We start from the raw sequence: 17483 nt of genomic DNA on the forward strand, positions 1-17483 counted from the left end.
CGAAGAGGCCCTGATAGTCACCCGAGAACTTTCAGACGTTCAATTCTGCTCATTCTCATACCGATCCAGCGTATCCCGCGCAATCTCCCGTCCCAGCGCGATCAGCTCCGGCGCCTTGTAGAACTCGAAAAACCGGCACACGCGCTTGGGTACGTTGATCAGGATGTCCGGTGGATACCCGGCAATCTTGTACTGCGCCAGCGACGTCTGCATCACCTCGAAACTCTGGTTGATCAGATCCAGCAAGGACGCCGGCCCGACGTTGTCGATGATGAACGAACCGGTGGCGGAGCGGGGCGCGCCACTGGCTTGCGGGGCTGCCGCGGGTTGCTGCGCGTCGGGCTCGGCGGATTCGACCCACGGATTGAAGTCCGCACCTTCGGCCTTCAAGGCTTCCTGTTCCAGAACCAACAATTGTTCAGCCTGTTTGCGCCGGAACGGCAATTTCGAGCCGACGGAGTTGATCAGGCTGTCGAAGCGGGTCTTGAAGGCAGCGGGGCGCTGGATGACCGGCAATTGATAGTGGCGCTGGTTGGTGGAGTTGAGGTTGACCGCGATGATCAAATCGCAATGGCTCGACACCACCGGCACGATCGGCAGCGGGTTGAGAATGCCGCCGTCCACCAACATGCGGTTGCCCTGCATCACCGGGGTAAACAGGCTGGGAATCGCTGCCGAGGCGCGCATGGCTTGATGCAGGCAACCTTCCTGGAACCAGATTTCCTGCTGGTTGGTCAGGTCGGTGGCAACCGCGGTGTAGGGAATGCGCAAGTCTTCGATGTTGACCTCGCCGACGATCTTGCGGATCTGCCCGAAGACTTTCTCGCCACGGATCGCCCCCAGACGAAAACTGACGTCCACCAGACGCAAGACGTCGAGATAATCCAGGCTCTCGATCCAGTCGCGGTAATCGTTGAGTTTGCCCGCAGCATAGATCCCGCCTACCACCGCGCCCATGGAGCAACCGGCGATACAGGCAATGTCATAGCCGCGCCGTTCGATCTCTTCAATGACCCCAATATGCGCATAACCCCGGGCTCCACCCGAGCCCAATACCAGTGCGACACGCTTTTTCATGGATCGCCCTCGCTTGAATGGTTCAACAATGCACCCATCGAGGGCCATGCTTCAATCGCCATGGTCGTTCTATGGGGCAACGGCGTCGTATTTTCGACAGTCCATGGCGGCACATGGTTATCCTCGTCAGCGCTATAGTTTGCATAGCGGACCAACGGCACTTTTCGGGTGCCACACCGTCTTACCTGCACGACTGTTGACCTATCTTTGAGGAGTGAGTGATGAAAGCCTGGATCTGCGTGCCATTGATTGCCCTGGCGCTTGCCGGTTGTGCCGGCAAAACCGCTTATCGCGACAGTTGCGGTAGTAACCTGGATGCCGCGTGGCATGAGCTGGACCTGGCCAAGGCCGAAGGTTTCGCCGGGACTGTCAGCTACTCCAAAGCCTTGTCGCTGTTGACCGCGGCCAAGACCCAGCAGCAATTCGAGGGGTTCGAAGGGTGCAGCCACAAGGCCGAGAAGGCCCGTTTCTATATTCGTGAGTCGCGCGCGGGGCGTTGAAGGCAAAAAGCAGCTGCAGGCTCTAAGCTACGAGTTGCAAGACTCATCGGGCTTGCCGCTCGTAGCTTGCAGCCTGGCGCTGTTTACGGAGTAAACCCCCATGATTGATCGGTTGGTGGCTCATGTCCTGGGCCTGGAAGTTCGTCTGCTGGCCTGTCAGGCCCGCTTGAAAGAGCGTACTGACCCTGAAGCGTTACACGATCTGCGCACAACCATGCGTCGGTTGCGCAGTCTGTTGCGCCCCTTGCAGGGGGTGCCCGGTGTCGAACAGCTGGAAGCTGCAGCCTCCCGGGTAGGCGATCTGACCACGCCATTACGTGATCGCGAAGTGCTGGCGGCGTACCTGCTCCAGCACCATCAACCGCAAGCTGCACAGCGGCGCATGGCACAAATGGCCGAGGCCTATCCGGCCGTGGCGGCCAGTCCCGAGCTCGCGCAAATGCTGATCGTCCTCGATGCGTTTCCGCGTTTTCTACGCGCTGCCCAGCGCCAGGGATTGCTCAAGGGCTTGCGCAAGCGCATTGAAAAACGCCTGGGCAAACAGTGGAAAAAACTCGACGAAGCGCTGCACGACCCGACCCACGACCGCCACCGGCTGCGTCTGCTGATCAAGCGCGTGCGCTATGGTATCGACGCTTACCCCGAGCTGGACCGTTTGCCGAAAGCGGCCATGCCCCGATTGAAATCGGCCCAGGGCGCGCTGGGTGACTGGCACGATTGTGTGCAATGGCTGGCCATGGCTGAACGGGAAGCGGATTTGCTGCCCTGTGTTGCAGTGTGGAAAGCCACTATGGCCGAGGCTGAACAGTGTGCAGACCGGGTGCTGGAAAAACTCAGTCGCGATTGCTTCAAATCCTGAGAACACCACCGAACAAATGTGGGAGCGGGCTTGCTCGCGAAGACGGTTTGTCAGTCACCATTAATGTCAGGGCTGATGGCCTCTTCGCGAGCAAGCCCGCTCCCACAGGGTTTTTATGTTCGACATGAAACCTGCACGGCTCATCTGTCAGTCAATTTGGCCGGAATGGGTGCTGTATAGCCATCGCTGGCTGGTTAAGATCCCCTCATCTTTTTCCTATCCCTGAGGTTTTCATGCGCTTTTCCGAACTGCTTGACGCTGTCCGTTGCCAGCCGCTGGAGTTGTCTATCCCGGCCTCCTGGGCACAGGGGCGGGCCAGTTTCGGTGGCCTGGTGGCCGCTTTGCAGTATGAAGCCATGCGTGCGCGGGTTCCGATGGATCGTCCGGTGCGTTCGTTGGCAATCACCTTTGTCGGCCCGGTTGAACCCGAGGTTCCGGTCAGTTTTGAGGTCGACGTGCTGCGCGAAGGCAAGGCCGTCAGCCAGGTGTTGGGCCGGGTGATGCAAAAGGGCCAAGTGGTGACGTTGATCCAGGGCAGCTTTGGCGCCTCGCGCCCCTCGGAAGTGGCGGTGGCTGCTGAACCGGCACCGGAAATGAAGCACTGGGACGAGTGTCAGGAATTGCCTTTTGTCGAAGGCGTCCTCCCGGAATTCATGCGGCATCTGGCGATGCGCTGGAGCGTCGGCGGGTTGCCGTTCAGCGGTAGCACCTCCCGGCAAATGGGCGGCTGGGTACGCTTGCGCGGCGACGTTAAAGAAGAGGCGATCAGCGAGGCGCATATTCTGGCGCTGGTGGACGCCTGGCCACCGGCCCTGATGCCGTTTTTAAAGAAACCGGCGATGGGCAGCACGCTGACCTGGACCATCGAGTTCGTGCAACCGCTGCTGCAGCTGAACACCCTGGACTGGTGCAAATACCTCGTCGAAACCGAGTACGCCGCCGACGGCTACGGGCATGCCGCCGCGAAAATGTGGAGCGCGGATGGCCGGTTGATCGCCATGAGCCGGCAGACGGTGACGGTGTTCGCCTGATCAGTGACGGCGGTGGCGCTCACGCCAGGCGCGCCACCAGCCACCGCTGAGGAAAAACCGCGGAAACGTCAGGAACTGCTCGACCAACAAGCGCGATATCGCATCCTTGCGATCACTAAAGGGTTCGGCGGCTTGCGCCTCGAGGTTATGGCCGTGGCGTTGCAAGGCCAGCGCCGCAATCACACCGATCACGCCGATGGCGACGTTCGCCAGGCTCAGGCTGAATACTCCGGACACGATCAACAGAAACGCCACGATGAACAGCGGCACCGCGATCAGGTGCAGCACCAGATTGGTCGGGTGCTGATGATTGTTCGGGTACGCTCGCCATTGCCAGGCGGGAAGGTTGGGGTGACGTTTGCCCATGATGCTGATCCTCGATCCATGTTGAACACATATGGTGAAGAATAGGCCCGGTCAATGTTGGCGGCGAATCAAGGCTGGCTATTGGCTTGATAGGCGTCATGGTCTGGATTGATGTTACCGGTTCCGGCCTCTTCGCGAGCAAGCCCGCTCCCACATTTTGAACGCAATCTCCTGTGGGAGCGGGCTTGCTCGCGAAGAGGCACTCAAAGTTTCAGCTGACCTATCGCCTTGCTCAACTCCCCGGCCAATGCCGCCAACTCATTGCTGGTAATCGCCGAAGTCACCGTCTGCTGCACCGTATTCTCGGTCACGTCACGGATGCTCACCACCGCCCGGTTCATCTCTTCCGCTACCTGACTCTGCTGTTCGGCCGCCACCGCGATCTGCGTGTTGCTTTCACGCATCTGCGCCACCGCGCTGGTGATCTCGACCAATGCCGAACCGGCCTCCTGGGCCTGTTGCACGCAATCGTCGGCCTTGAGCGAGCTCTCTTGCATGAAGTCCACGGCGTCCCGCGTGCCAGTCTGCAACGCCGCCACCATGAGGGTGATTTCATCCGTGGAGGCCTGCACGCGTTTGGCCAGGTTGCGCACTTCATCGGCGACCACCGCGAAGCCGCGCCCCATCTCGCCGGCACGGGCCGCTTCGATGGCGGCGTTCAACGCCAACAGGTTGGTCTGCTCGGCGATGCTGTGAATCACATTGACCACGCCGTTGATCTTCTGGCTGTCCTCGGCCAGGCGCTGAATCATCTCGGCGGTCTGCTGGACACCGGTGGACAGTCCGGCAATCGACCGCTGTACCCGCGTCACGACCTCCTGGCCGCTGCCGGCCAGGGTATCGGCCGATTGCGAAAGGTCACGGGTGGCACCCGCATGTTGGGCGATGTGATAGACCGTGGCCGTCATTTCATTGATCGCCGTGGCGACCTGATCGGTTTCGCTTTGCTGGCCCTGCATGCCGTGACGCACTTCATTCATGCTGGCCGCCAGCCGCGCGGCGCCGACGTCCAGTTGCCGAGCGGTGCTGGCGACGGTGTTGACCACCCGTTGATAACCGGCTTGCATGGCGTTGAAGGCGTTGGCCATTTGCCCGACTTCGTCGCGACAAGCCAATGGCACGCGGGCCGACAGGTCGCCGGTTTTCTCCACGTGCAACATGACGTCTTTCAAGGTGTTGAGCTGGCTGAGCAGGAAGCGGATCAATAACTGCGATGCGCCGAGCATTGCCAGCATCAGAATGAACACGGCCACCGCGTAATTGGCAAAACGCTCGCTGAACACCTGGCTCAGGCTCGGACCATGGGCAATCACGGCGACTTGCTGGCCACCGGTGCGGGTAAACACTTCGGCGCCCATCAACGGGTTGTCACCGAACAGCGGCATCGCGTTGATCTCGACCCAACCGTTTGAGTCGGTGAGTTCGAGCACGGGTTGTCCATCCAGTGACGGCGCCTGTCCGCGGCTGAATGTCAGAAGGTTATCGGCCCTGGGGAGTGGCTGCGCGGCAGGCCAGTCACCCAACAATCGCGCTTGTGCCTGGGCCGAGGCCTGGGACGCATGACTACGGGCCTGCTGTTCAAGCTGCACCGCGTACAGCACTAACAACAGGGTGGTGACGAACGCGACGGCATTGACCGCCCAGAATTTGTATTTCAGCGAGATATTGCTAAGCCAGGCACCCATGGAGGTCTTCTCTGATAGCGGAAACAGTTTTGGCAAGGTGCCATCATTGTGCCGCCATGCAGAATTCGGATTTTGATACAGGTCAATGTGGGAGCGGGCTTGCTCGCGAAAGCGCTGTATCAATCGACTTCAATGCTGAATGACACACCGTCTTCGCGAGCAAGCCCGCTCCCACAGAGGGTTCTGTGTTTACTGTGGGATTGATGGCAACCCGTAGAACGCCCGTGCGCACGCTGTGGTATGCGCCGCCAGATCTTCCTGGCTTTCGCCGCGATGCAGCGCCACTTCGCGCAATACTTCGGTCAGGTACGCCGGCTCGTTACGCCCGTTTTTCGGCTTGGGGCGCAGGCTGCGCGGCAGCAGGTACGGCGCATCGCTCTCGAGCATCAGGCGCCCGCGCTTGATCTCCTTGACCAGTGGATGCAAATGCGTGCCCCGGCGCTCGTCGCAGATCCAGCCGGTAATGCCGATGTGCAAATCCAGGTCGAGGTAGCCGAACAGTGCCTTCTGCTCTCCGGTGAAACAATGCACCACGGCGGCCGGCAGTTGATCGCGGAAGTCGCGCAGGATCTCCAGCAAACGCTGGCTGGCGTCGCGTTCGTGCAGAAAAACCGGCAACTGCAATTCAACCGCCATTGCCAGATGTTCTTCGAGGACCTTTTCCTGCTGTGGACGCGGCGAGAAATCACGGTTGAAATCCAGCCCGCATTCGCCCACGGCCACCACACTTGGCTCCTTGAGCAAGCTGCGCAAACGTCGAGCGCTGTCGGCGTTCCAGTCGCTGGCGCAGTGAGGGTGAATACCGGCGGTGGCGAACAGGCGCTGACTGCTTTCGTCCAGTTGCCGGCATAGCTCAAGGGCCTGTTCGCTGCCCTCGACACTGGTGCCGGTCAGCACCAGTTGGCACACGCCGGCCGCGTAGGCGCGGTCGAGTACGGCCTGGTGTTTGTCGGCAAAACAGGGGTTGGTCAGGTTGACGCCGATATCGATGAGTTGCATGGTGCTACCTCGGCCCAAAGGCCGGAAAGCATATCAGAGCCGTGGATTTATAAGAAAAGCCAAGAACTACAACGGGTTAACGCTGTCTCTTGAGCCGCGGGCCAGGCTGGGTTGGTAGTTTTGCCATCATTGTGCCAGTCTTTCCCACTTTGCCAGCGCTTCGGGCGCTCTGTTTTTGTCGCCGTGCTTCATTGAAGCGGCCTCATATTCTTTCCGGAGAGTGGATGATTCGTCCCTCGGTTTTGCTACTGCTGTGCTGTTCGCTGCTATTGCCGATGTCGGCGGTCGCGCGTCTGCCCGGGCCACTGCAAGCCGTACCGGCCACCGAGGTGCGCGACCTTGCGCAAATCCGCAGCAGTCGTGTGCTGCGGGTGCTGGTCAACCAGAGCCGCAACAGTTCCGGCGAAGTCCAGGGGCAGGCGATCGGGGTCGAATACCATCGCCTGAGAGCTTTCGAGCAATACCTCAACGGCCACGCCCGTGACGGTCAGGAAGTCACCCTCAAGATCATTCCCAAGGCCAAGGATCAATTGCTCGGTGCATTGCAGCGCGGGGAGGGCGATCTGGTGGCGCCCGGAGAGTTGCTCGATCTGCAAGCGGGTTTCGCCGTCAGCACCAGTGAGCCGGTTGCCAGCAACATCCCGTTGGTCCTGGTGGGCATCAAAGGCGAACGTCGCTACACCCGGCTTGAACAGCTTTCCGGCAAGACCCTGGCGTTACCCGCCGGCAGCGCCGCCGGAGATGCCGTCAGCCAGATCAATCAAAAGCTCGCCCTGCACAAACTGCCACCGGTCAAAGTCGAATGGGTCGATCCGAGCCTCGCCGTCGAGGACGTACTGGAGATGGTGCAGGGCGGGATCTTCCACCTGACCATCGTCGAGCAGCCGATCGCCGAACGCTGGGGCAAGATCCTGCCCAACCTGCGTTTCGACAAGCAGGTACTCATCAGTGATCCGGGAGAAGAGTTCTGGTTCGTGCGCCGCGATGCGTCGATGCTGCGAGCCAGCATTGATCGCTTCCTTACCGTCTACAAAAAGCCATCGGATCAGGATGCCGCGTTCCTGCGGATCTATCGTCGTCTCTATCAAGTGCACTATCCATTGGCCAAGGCGGACCGGCAGCGTCTGGAAAAACTTCGCCCGGTGCTGCAGAAACACGCCGATGCCCAGGGCATGGACTGGCTGAACCTGGCGGCGCTGGCCTTCAAGGAGTCAGCCCTGCAACCTGCCGCCCGCGGTGGCGGTGGCCCGACCGGTTTGATGCAGATCACGCCTGCTGCGGCGCAGCGAGTGGGGGTCGACAATATTCAGGACGTTGACGGCAATGTGCAGGCCGGGGCCAAGTACCTGGCAATGATCCGGCGCAAATTCTTTGCCAGCCCGAAACTCAACGAGCGCGAACGCATGGCCTTCGTACTGGCAGCCTACAACATCGGGCCGGAGCGGGTTCAGGGCATGCGCGCCGAAGCCCGGCGGCGAGGATTGAATCCCAACCAGTGGTTCTTCCAGGTCGAACGCGTTGCCATGGAGCAAGTGGGTATGGGCCCCGTCAGCTATGTTAATAGCGTGAACAAGTATTTTTTGGCGTTCGATCGGGAGCGAGAGTCGTTGGAGCCCCAGGGACAAAAAGTTGTCTTGCGCAAATGATCAATTAATTCGATTTTTATGTTGGGATTTTTGCGCTTTTAACATGAGATTTACCGATTAATATGGCGGCCAACCAACACACACTGACAAGGAATGAAACAGCATGAGCACTCTGATCAACAAGGTACTGTCTACCCGCGCTGGTTACGGCCTGGCGGTTCTGCGCATCGTTGTCGGTATTGTCTTCGCCGCTCACGGCTCGCAGAAACTCTTCGGGGCATTCGGTGGCTATGGTCTGGCGGGAACCGCGCAGTACATGGAAAGCCTGGGACTGACTCCAGGTTACCTGATGGCCACACTGGCGGGCGGCATCGAGTTCTTCGCCGGCCTGGCCTTGATCATCGGCCTGCTGGTTCGTCCGGCCGCACTGGGCCTGATCTTTCTGTCACTGGTCGCGATTTTCTCGGTGCACATCAGCAACGGACTGTTCATGGCCAACAATGGTTATGAATTCGCCCTGGCCCTGCTCGGTGGCAGTATCGCGGTATTGTTCGAAGGTGCGGGCAAACTCTCGGCAGACCGTGCCATCGCCGGCTGACCGCTCTGGCTCAACGAAAAGGCCCGCATCGTGCGGGCCTTTTTTGTTGAGCGTCATTCTTGACACTGTCCGGTCAGCTTCTCTAGGATGTTGCTCATGCGCCGATTTAAACAGCTACTTGCGGGGCGCCAGGTGACTCATTCAGTTGCCGACAGAAGCCAGAACAGGCTTCGAAATACCGCTAAAGCGCTGGTTCGGTGTTGCCTCTCACCTGCCATGCAGACTTTTGAGGCAGAGACACGACACAATGAATGCACTAAACCCTGTTGTACGTCCCGCGCCGATCACGGCACATCTCACCCAGCGCAATCCAAAAATCCTGCTTGGCGGTAAGCATCAGCCGACGCTCTTGCGTTATCTCGATGGCTGGCCACGACGTACCGGCGGTCCAGCTGCCTTCCTGATCCAGTTTGTCGAAGACGGTGAGTCGCTCGCTCGTTTTGCCGACGACAGTTTCGATCTGGCGGTGATTCAATCCCCCAGCCTCGAAGACGCTCCTGAAATGATCAGGCAACTCACCCGCGTTGCCCGGCAAGGGCTGATTACCCGGCGCTGAGGCCCGGAACGCCTCCTCAAGTGGCCGCCACACGGAACAGCCCCTTGATTTCAAACAACCGTAGACGCCAACAGACAGCGCCAGCATCAGCCAGTGCAAAGTGATCGACAATTTCCCGCAACGGTGCGCCTTCGAAGCGGTTATCCAGTAACGATTTCGTAGGCATCCACGATGCCGATATTCGCCATTGCATGCCAGAGTTGCCTGGCATGAGCGACTGTTGGTCGGATGAAAGACGGATCCGGGTTTTATGAGGGTGTCAGTTTTTCAAGGTTTTAAAGGCGTTTAAAAACAATTGGCTGGAATCTCACATTGCAGATTCTTGTCGCAAGGATTGCTTGTTGACGGTCGAATCCTGTCCGACCTAAGTCTGATTTGCGAACACTTGGAGCCTGCGACATATGACCGGTGGCCGGCGTCATCCCGGGTTCCCTGCTATTAATCAATGAGTGTTCGAGTGCTGATCCTTTCGGGAGCGCGTCATGAGTCCATTCATTCGCATCGGCATTGCCGACGATCATCCGATGTTGCGTGAGGGCGTTGCCAATACGTTGAGAAAACGGGCGGATTTTCAGGTCGTGGAGCAGGGCGCCAATGCGGAAGATGCCAGGGATATTGCCCAGAAAGTGCGTCCGGACGTGATGCTGATGGACGTCAATATGCCGGGCGATGTTTTCGCCGTGGTGCGGTTCATCTCCACTCAGTTGCCGAATGTAAAAGTGCTGATGCTGACGGTTTCAGAATCCGAAGATGATGCCTTTTTGGCACTGGAGGCCGGCGCGCGCGGCTATGTGTTGAAAGGTGTCAGCGGACCGGAACTGGTCATGGCGATCCGGTCGGTTGCCAAGGGAGAGACGTATGTCACCCCCGAGTTTGCCAACAAATTGCTGAGTAAAAGCAAAAAGCACGAAGCGGAAGCTCACAAGTTTGATCTGACCCATCGCGAGGAGGAGGTCATTCGTGAAGTTTCAAATGGGCTGACCAACAGGGAAGTTGCGTCAAAGCTGTCGATCAGCGAAAAAACCGTCAAGCACCACATGGGTTGTGTGATGCAGAAACTGCACGCCCGAAATCGTGTCGAAGCGGTCACGGCTCTACGGCATTACAGGGAGCGCGAAGCTATCGAGCGACTTCATGTCGGCACAGGGAAAACACAAATGGATGCCCGGGGCGACTCCTGACTAGAATTTGAACTGTGCATTTACCGACGTACCAGACGCGCCGGAGTCGATGCTGAACAACCCGCCCAGGGATTCAATGCGATAGCGCAAACCGGCGAGCCCCAATCGGTTTCTGCCGGATGTCTCTTGCAGCAAGGCGTCCGCCGCCATTCCCGGACCACTGTCCCTGACGCTGATGTTCAATATTTCATCAATGTATTGCGCCTGGACGACCTGACCCTCGCCGTTGGCATGACGGTAAGCGTTGCTGAGGGCTTCTTGCACAAAACGGTACAAACAGAGTTTGAGCGGCAGTGGCGCGGCCTCCGGTAGCAGCCCCAGCGTTAATGTGACCTTGGTGCCAGTGCGTTGCTCGTGCCGTTGCGCCACTAGTTGCAACTCTTCCACCAGGCTCAAGTCGTTAATTTCCGGAAGTGCCAGCCCCCGTGATAAATCGCGGACCTCATGCAATGCGTCGGTGGCGGCGCCACGAATGGTTTCCAGCGACTCCTGATCGACAGTGGAGCAGTTTTCGGCCAAGTCGTCGAGCCGGATCAGAATCAAGGTCAGTAACTGCGCCGGCCCATCGTGCAGGTCTGCACCGATGCGCCTCAAGGTCAGTTCGTTGACACGGGAAAACTCTTGGGTCGCCGTCGCTATCTTGCGCTGGAGTTCGGCATTACTGATGTGCAAACGGGTTTGCTCCTGCAGCCGTAAGCGCAGTGCCACTTGTTGTTGCTGGATAATCTTGTCACCGCGTCGCACGATGAAAAAAAGCAGCGACAGCATTGCCAGCGTCGCGGCGCCAACGACCCCCCATACCTGCTGTCGGACCCGATTGACCTCGCGCTTGAGGCTATCGGCCTTTTCATAAAACTCGCCCACCGCGATGATCTTCCCGGAGCTTGAATCCCGCAGGGGGGCGTAGATCTCATAGAGCGGCAAGTCGAGCTCGCGCTCGAACTCGTTCTCATCCTCGTCCAGGTCTTTAAGGTCGGTGACCACTTTGCCCTTGAGTGCCTCGGTGATCTCATCCATTGGGAATTTGCGGTTGGTAATGGCTTTATTCGTGCCGTAAACCACCGTGCCATCCGCTCGCCAGATCTTGATCGAGACAATGTGCTGTTTTAGCGAGCGACTTTCCGTGAGACGGTCCAGAAACTGGACACTTGCAGCCGACAGGCCGTTATCCCGGCTCATTTCCTGCACATAGGGCTCCAGAAACGTATCCATGTATTGAGCGGCTGCTTCTGCCGCGCTATATACCGCGGCACTTTCTATTCGTTCACTCACCAGTTTGCCGACGAAAAACATGGTAAGTCCCAGGATCACCGCAGCGGCAATGACAAACTGGGTCGAGCGACTCAGCTTGCGCGCCTGGCCCCTGACCCGTGTGCGCCAGACTCCATTGCGAACCACATCGCAAGCAGGGGCAGGTCCGACCGAAGCGTCAGTCTCCTGCGCGATAAAAGTTTCGCTTTCTGATTCGACCTTTGCGTCTTTTATCATCGATTTGGTTCCCTGATCTTCGTGAACGGTCGGTTGGAAACCCTGCAATTCAACGGATATCTGGAGATTGGCATGTTTGAGCTCAAGCGCTTCACATTCAATCAAAACGATACTCAGGATGGGCAAGCCTGGGGGCAGTTTTGGCCAAGACTCCATACGCCTGACCCATTCGGAGTACACGAATTACGTCCATCAGAACCTGAGCAATTGCGCATTGACGGGGGCCCATGACTGACAGTAGTTCACTGTAAAGCGATCCGAAAGCTTCACGGGTGGACTACACATCACGGATGATCAGCCAGACCACCACGCGAAACAGATGCCCCACCAGTGCGGTTATACCCATGGCCAGAACCCCTCAAATTGATGAATTCGATACAGGTATTCCGAGCTATCAATGAGCGAGAGCGATTAAGCTTGTTGTTGAAAAAAATCGGCCCAGGCCATTGCAGATCATTCGAATTGAAGGCAAAAAACGCCAGAGGGCATCAGGTCGCCGGATGGCAGTGCCCGAAGAAGTCGCTTTGGCACCGGGTATGAAGCCGGCAATTCGCGATCCCATCCTGCCTTGTTTGAGATAATCGTTAGTGAGAAACCCGACTTGAGTACCAACATAATCACAAAAGAAGGGCACGAGGCTTTGCGGCAAGAGCTCGACTTCCTTTGGCGAGAAAAACGTCCTGACACCACTCGAAAAGTCACGTGGGCAGCCTCACTGGGCGACCGAAGTGAAAATGCTGACTACCAGTACAACAAGAAGCTGCTTCGAGAAATTGACCGACGTGTCCGATACCTTCGAAAAAGGCTCGAGGATGTACGGGTTGTCGAGTATTCGCCCGAGCAGGAGGGAAGGGTCTTTTTCGGGGCTTGGGTCGAGATCGAAAACGAGGCGGGCGAGATCAAGAAATTCAGAGTGGTGGGGTACGACGAAATCTACGGTCGTAACGATTACATTTCGATCGATTCGCCGATGGCGCGTGCGCTTTTGAAGAAGGAAGTGGGCGACGAAGCTGTTGTTCATACCCCGGGCGGAGAAGTGTTGTGGTGGATTAACGAAATTTTTTACGAAAAATAGTATGCGTTTCTGAGAGTGGCTACTAATTCCGGGTACCCGGATTTTAAGGCTTTCAGAGGCAATGGTATGGGGTGAGCGGGGCCTGGAGCAGTTCGGCGTTCTCCGGGCGATCACCTCGGGCCGTGGTGCCGGCGGTAACGGCTCACGACAGCTTCCTGTGGTGAGGATGGCAGGCGTCTATCAACCCTCGCGCAGGACTGTCAGCGGGCTGGCGTTCAACGCCCGACGGGTGCCGAACACCCCGGCACCACCAATGAGTACCGCGCCAACCAGTGGCAGCAACAACAGCCATGGATGCGGATGCCACGGCAGGTCAAAGGCATAGCGGTACAGCACCCAACTGACGACTTCCGAACCCAGCGCAGCCAGCAAACCACTGACCGCGCCCAGCAAACCGAACTCGATGCGTCGAGCCTTGATCAGCAACTGCCGCTCCGCGCCCAGCGCCCGCAGCAATGCACCCTGGCGAATGCGTTCGTCCAGCGTCGCTTGCAGGCCGGAGAACAGCACTGCCATTCCCGCCGCCAACACAAACAACAACACGTACTCCACCGCCAGGGTCACCTGGGCGAGGATGCTGCGCAGTTGCTCCAGTAAGGCTTCGACCTGCAGGATCGTTACCGCCGGGAAGGCGCGGGACAGGTCGACAATCTGTTGGTCATGACCCGATGCCAGATAGAAACTGGTCAGGTACGTCGCTGGCAGATCCTTCAGGGTACCGGGCTGGAAGATCATGAAGAAGTTCGGCTGGAAGTTGTCCCAGTTGATCTCGCGCAGGCTGGTGACTTTCGCCTCGCGATTGACCCCGCCAACGCTGAAAACCAGATGATCGCCGAGCTTGATTTTCAGGCTTTCAGCGACCTTGCCTTCCACCGACACACCGGGAATATCGTCCGGCGTTTGTTCGTTCCACCAGTTGCCGGCCGTGAGCTTGTTGCCCGACGGCAGGTCCGCGGCCCAGGTCAGACTCAGGTCGCGCTGGATCGCCCGGTCGCCGGCCGATTCTTTGGTGACGATTTGCTGCACCGGCTCGCCGTTGATACTGATCAAGCGCCCCGGCACTACCGGGTACAGCGGCGCCGATTGTGCCGACACGGCGATCAGGTGATCGGTGAAGGCCTGTTTGTCCGCCGGCAGGATGTTCAGGGCGAAGTAGTTGGGGGCGTTTTTGGGTAACTGGTTTTGCCAGGTGTCCAGCAACTCGCCGCGTAGCAAGGCGATTAGCGCCATCGACAGCAGAATCAGGCCGAACGCCAGAGACTGGCCTGCGGCCGCCAGCGGATGACGTAGCAATTGACCGAGTCCCAGGCGCCAGGGCAAGGACGCACGAGCAAGCATGCGCCGCAGACTCTTCAACAGCAGCAACAACAAACCGCCCAGCACCAGTGCTGCAATTACGCCGCCGCCGAGCAGGGCAAAGGTCAGCACCAGGTCCAGGCTCAGGCGCCACATGATCAGGGCGAGGGCGCCCAGCGCTGCACCGTAGACCATCCAGGTGCTGGAAGGGATCGGCAGCATGTCCCGGCGCAGCACACGCAATGGCGGAACCCGACCCAGAGCCGCCAGCGGCGGCAAGGCGAAACCGGCCAGCGCCACCAGTCCTGTACCGATCCCGGCGACGGCCGGAAACAGTCCGCCCGGAGGCACGTCGGTCGGCAACAAGTCGTGCAGCAGGGCAAACAACCCCAGTTGTGCGAGCCAGCCGAGGAGGGCGCCGCTGGTGCTGGCCAGCAGCCCGAGCACCGTCAGTTGCAGACTGAACAAGACCATGGTTTCCCGGCGCGACAGCCCGAGGCAGCGCAGTAACGCACTGGCATCGAAGCGGCGGGTGGCGAAGCGGGTTGCTGACAGCGCCACCGCCACGCCGGACAGCAACACCGCCACCAGGCTGGCCATGTTCAGGTAGCGTTCGGCCTTGCCCAGGGCGCCGCCGATCTGCCGGTTGCCGTCGCGGGCGTCCTGCAAGCGCTGGTTGGCGGCAAGTCCCGGTTTGATCAGTTGCCGATACGTCTCGAGTGCCTGGGCATTGCCTCGCCATAATTCGCGATAGCTGACCCGGCTGCCGGGTTGCACCACGCCGGTTGCCGCGAGGTCACCGAGATTGATCAGCACCCGAGGCGTCAGGCTGTAGAAATTGCCGGCGCGGTCGGGCTCGTAAGTCAGCACCCGCGCCAGTTTCAGGGTTTTCATGCCGACATCGATGCTGTCGCCGATCTTCAGGTCAAGGGCGGTCAGCAGACGTGCCTCGACCCAGGCTTCGCCGGGTTGCGGTCCGCCACCGGCTGTTTCCGTGGCGAATGGGGCGGGCGCGCTTTTCAATTCGCCGCGTAGCGGGTAGGTATCATCGGCCGCCTTGATGCTGGACAACTGGATGCCATTGTCGGTGGCGATGACGCTGGAAAACTCCACCACCTGCGCATGTTCCAGCCCCAGTTCGGCGCCGCTTTTTATCTGTTCGGGGCGAGCAGGCGAACTGCCTTCGAGGAGCAGGTCGGCACCGAGAAATTCGGTCGCGCGCAGCATCATGGCGCCGTTCAGGCGGGCACCGAAATAGCCGATGGCGGTGCTGGCGGCCACGGCCACCAACAAGGCAAAAAACAACACACGCAGCTCACCGGCGCGGGCATCGCGCAGCAATTGGCGGATGGCGAGACTGAACAGGCGCAACAGCGGCAGACGTGCCATCAAGGCTCCAGAGGGGCGACCAGCAGGCCGGCTTCAAGACGGATCAGGCGCCGGCAGCGATGGGCCAGGCGTTCATCGTGAGTCACCAGCACCAGGGTCGTGCCGCGCTCCTTGTTGAGCTCGAACAGCAAGTCACTGATGCGCTCACCGGTGTGGCTGTCGAGGTTGCCGGTAGGTTCGTCGGCGAATAGCACATCGGGTTCGGCGGCAAACGCGCGGGCAATCGCCACGCGTTGTTGCTCGCCCCCGGAGAGCTGGCGCGGCGAGTGAGTCAGGCGTTGGCCCAGTCCTACGCGTTGCAGCAATTGGGTGGCGCGCTCGCGGGCGTCTTTGCGGCCATCGAGTTCCAGCGGCAGCATGACGTTTTCCAGGGCATTGAGGCTGTCGAGTAGCTGGAATGACTGGAACACGAAACCCACGTGCTCGGCGCGGATGCGCGCACGCTGGTCTTCATCGAGGTTGCTCAAGCCTTGCCCGGCGAGAGTGACTTCGCCGCTGCTCGGCAGGTCGAGGCCGGCGAGCAGGCCCAGCAAGGTGGATTTGCCGGAACCGGAAGCGCCGACGATGGCCAGGCTATCGCCCTTGTTCAGTTCCAGGCTGAGTTCGTGCAGGATGGTCAGTTCACCTTCCGCGCTGGGAACCACTTTGCTAAGGTCCTTCGCGATGAGAATGCTTGCGCCCATGGAGAGTCCGATGCGTGTCTGGTTTTTGAGTGCTGGCCTGGCCTTGATGTGCATGGCCCAAAACGCAGCGGCGGGTACAGTCCTGATCGTTGGCGATAGTATCAGCGCCGGTTTCGGGCTGGATACCCGGGTGGGGTGGGTGTCGCTGCTTGAGCAACGGCTCAAGCGCGAAGGTTTCGACGATAAAGTGATCAATGCGTCCATCAGTGGCGATACCAGCGCTGGAGGCCAGGCACGCCTGCCGACGCTGCTTGCAGAGCATAAGCCGGATTTGGTAATCCTCGAACTGGGGGGCAACGACGGTCTGCGCGGAATGCCGCTAATTCAATTGCAACAAAATCTTGCTTCGATGATCGACAGCTCTCGGGCCAGCGGTGCGAAAGTGCTGTTGCTTGGCATGCAACTGCCACCCAATTACGGTGTGCGTTACACCAAGACCTTCGCCGAGGTCTACAGCACCCTGGCCGATCTGAAAAAGATCCCGCTGGTGCCGTTTTTCCTTGAAGGCGTGGGCGGCCATCCGGACTTGATGCAGGCCGACGGCATACACCCGGCGGCGGGGGCCCAGGACAAGTTGCTGGAAAATGTCTGGCCTACTCTAAAACCGTTGTTATGACACTTTTCTAGAAGCAGGCTTTCGGCTAAGGTGGCGCCCCCGATTTGGAGCCCCCGATGCCGCGTCCCGCCTGGTCACTATTTGCCTACCAACTGATCGAGCCTGACGAGCAGCTGGATCTGTTCGCCTGTCAGGAAGTGCGGGTACATCTGGTGACTCGTCAGCTGGAGTTGGGCGGCTCGGCGGACCGAACCCTGTGTGGCAGCCTGTTGCCGGCTTCGCCTCGCTGGTCGAGTGTTGATCGCCGGGTGTTTCAGGATCAGCGGTTGTGTTCGTTGTGCAGGGCCATTCTTGAGTCGCAGAAGCGTGGCACTTCGCCGATCTGGCCGGAGTTGCGGTTCGAGCTTTGACCCGCCGGGAGTCGAGGCGGCCTGATAGCCGGCCTGTCTTTTGTTGACCGTGTACATATCCGTTGCTGCGGTCACGGCGGCTTAGGGTTTCGCCCTTACGGCGAGTCCCTTTGGCAAACGCCCCAAAGGAACCAAAGGTCTCGCCCCT

General features: G+C 59.3%; 17 protein-coding genes and 1 pseudogene. 10 read left to right on the forward strand and 8 right to left on the reverse strand.

Annotated elements, in window-relative coordinates; all coding sequences use genetic code 11:
• Window positions 1–39 precede the first annotated feature (39 nt).
• A complete protein-coding gene (locus PMI28_RS03055) occupies window positions 40–1077 on the reverse strand; it encodes a patatin-like phospholipase family protein (RefSeq protein ID WP_007991737.1) in 1038 nt (345 codons plus the stop codon).
• Window positions 1078–1298: 221 nt separating this feature from the next.
• Here PMI28_RS03055 and PMI28_RS03050 point away from each other — a divergent pair, with 221 nt between their 5' ends.
• The 3 genes from PMI28_RS03050 to PMI28_RS03040 all read left to right on the forward strand — a co-directional run bounded on the left by PMI28_RS03050 (window position 1299) and on the right by PMI28_RS03040 (window position 3467).
• Window positions 1299–1577: a hypothetical protein gene (locus PMI28_RS03050; protein WP_007991739.1), complete on the forward strand. Its 279-nt coding sequence runs from the start codon at window positions 1299–1301 to the stop codon at window positions 1575–1577.
• 100 nt (window positions 1578–1677) lie between these two features.
• Entirely contained in the window at window positions 1678–2436 is a 759-nt protein-coding gene (locus PMI28_RS03045) for a CHAD domain-containing protein (protein ID WP_007991741.1), read from the forward strand.
• A 233-nt stretch (window positions 2437–2669) separates the two neighbouring features.
• Entirely contained in the window at window positions 2670–3467 is a 798-nt protein-coding gene (locus PMI28_RS03040) for an acyl-CoA thioesterase (RefSeq protein WP_007991744.1), read from the forward strand.
• Here the strand turns inward: PMI28_RS03040 and PMI28_RS03035 are convergent, their stop codons facing one another.
• The 3 genes from PMI28_RS03035 to PMI28_RS03025 form a co-directional block, all read right to left on the reverse strand.
• Window positions 3468–3833 carry an Mpo1-like protein gene (locus PMI28_RS03035; RefSeq protein WP_007991746.1) on the reverse strand — a complete coding sequence of 122 codons (366 nt, stop codon included), beginning with the start codon at window positions 3831–3833 and terminating at the stop codon, window positions 3468–3470.
• Window positions 3834–4036: 203 nt separating this feature from the next.
• Complete coding sequence (locus PMI28_RS03030) at window positions 4037–5518, reverse strand: methyl-accepting chemotaxis protein (RefSeq protein WP_007991749.1); 1482 nt, start codon at window positions 5516–5518, stop codon at window positions 4037–4039.
• A gap of 189 nt (window positions 5519–5707) precedes the next feature.
• On the reverse strand, window positions 5708–6517 hold the full coding sequence (locus tag PMI28_RS03025; protein ID WP_007991751.1) for a TatD family hydrolase: 810 nt from the start codon (window positions 6515–6517) through the stop codon (window positions 5708–5710).
• A 224-nt stretch (window positions 6518–6741) separates the two neighbouring features.
• Between PMI28_RS03025 and PMI28_RS03020 the strand changes: the two genes are divergently transcribed.
• The 3 genes from PMI28_RS03020 to PMI28_RS30080 all read left to right on the forward strand — a co-directional run bounded on the left by PMI28_RS03020 (window position 6742) and on the right by PMI28_RS30080 (window position 9257).
• Window positions 6742–8163, forward strand: a complete 1422-nt coding sequence (locus tag PMI28_RS03020) for a transglycosylase SLT domain-containing protein (RefSeq protein WP_007991753.1) — start codon at window positions 6742–6744, stop codon at window positions 8161–8163.
• Between the two features lie 103 nt (window positions 8164–8266).
• Window positions 8267–8701, forward strand: coding sequence for a DoxX family protein (locus PMI28_RS03015; protein WP_007991755.1), 435 nt, complete (start codon window positions 8267–8269; stop codon window positions 8699–8701).
• A 247-nt stretch (window positions 8702–8948) separates the two neighbouring features.
• Entirely contained in the window at window positions 8949–9257 is a 309-nt protein-coding gene (locus PMI28_RS30080) for a hypothetical protein (protein WP_007991757.1), read from the forward strand.
• A gap of 39 nt (window positions 9258–9296) precedes the next feature.
• Here PMI28_RS30080 and PMI28_RS30615 read toward each other — a convergent pair.
• A pseudogene (locus PMI28_RS30615) lies at window positions 9297–9401 on the reverse strand (cytochrome B); the annotation flags it as partial.
• 338 nt (window positions 9402–9739) lie between these two features.
• Here PMI28_RS30615 and PMI28_RS03010 point away from each other — a divergent pair.
• Entirely contained in the window at window positions 9740–10438 is a 699-nt protein-coding gene (locus tag PMI28_RS03010) for a response regulator (RefSeq protein WP_007991758.1), read from the forward strand.
• Here PMI28_RS03010 and PMI28_RS03005 read toward each other — a convergent pair whose 3' ends face one another.
• Window positions 10439–11926 carry a sensor histidine kinase gene (locus PMI28_RS03005; protein WP_033063594.1) on the reverse strand — a complete coding sequence of 496 codons (1488 nt, stop codon included), beginning with the start codon at window positions 11924–11926 and terminating at the stop codon, window positions 10439–10441. It abuts the gene before it with no gap.
• Window positions 11927–12527: 601 nt separating this feature from the next.
• On the opposite strand from PMI28_RS03005, the gene greB reads away from it, so the two are divergent.
• Window positions 12528–13001: a transcription elongation factor GreB gene (gene greB / locus PMI28_RS03000; protein ID WP_007991762.1), complete on the forward strand. Its 474-nt coding sequence runs from the start codon at window positions 12528–12530 to the stop codon at window positions 12999–13001.
• A 180-nt stretch (window positions 13002–13181) separates the two neighbouring features.
• Here the strand turns inward: greB and PMI28_RS02995 are convergent, their stop codons facing one another.
• Both PMI28_RS02995 and PMI28_RS02990 read right to left on the reverse strand, forming a co-directional pair.
• Entirely contained in the window at window positions 13182–15686 is a 2505-nt protein-coding gene (locus tag PMI28_RS02995; RefSeq protein ID WP_007991763.1) for an ABC transporter permease, read from the reverse strand.
• A complete protein-coding gene (locus PMI28_RS02990; protein ID WP_007991765.1) occupies window positions 15686–16369 on the reverse strand; it encodes an ABC transporter ATP-binding protein in 684 nt (227 codons plus the stop codon). Before PMI28_RS02990 ends, PMI28_RS02995 begins: the two co-directional genes overlap by 1 nt.
• Window positions 16370–16379: 10 nt before the next feature.
• Here PMI28_RS02990 and PMI28_RS02985 point away from each other — a divergent pair, with 10 nt between their 5' ends.
• Both PMI28_RS02985 and PMI28_RS02980 read left to right on the forward strand, forming a co-directional pair.
• Window positions 16380–16985, forward strand: coding sequence for an arylesterase (locus PMI28_RS02985; protein ID WP_007991767.1), 606 nt, complete (start codon window positions 16380–16382; stop codon window positions 16983–16985).
• A gap of 56 nt (window positions 16986–17041) precedes the next feature.
• Window positions 17042–17335, forward strand: coding sequence for a hypothetical protein (locus tag PMI28_RS02980; RefSeq protein WP_007991769.1), 294 nt, complete (start codon window positions 17042–17044; stop codon window positions 17333–17335).
• Window positions 17336–17483: the final 148 nt, after the last annotated feature.

The sequence above is a fragment of the Pseudomonas sp. GM48 genome (assembly GCF_000282335.1).
Lineage (GTDB): Bacteria > Pseudomonadota > Gammaproteobacteria > Pseudomonadales > Pseudomonadaceae > Aquipseudomonas.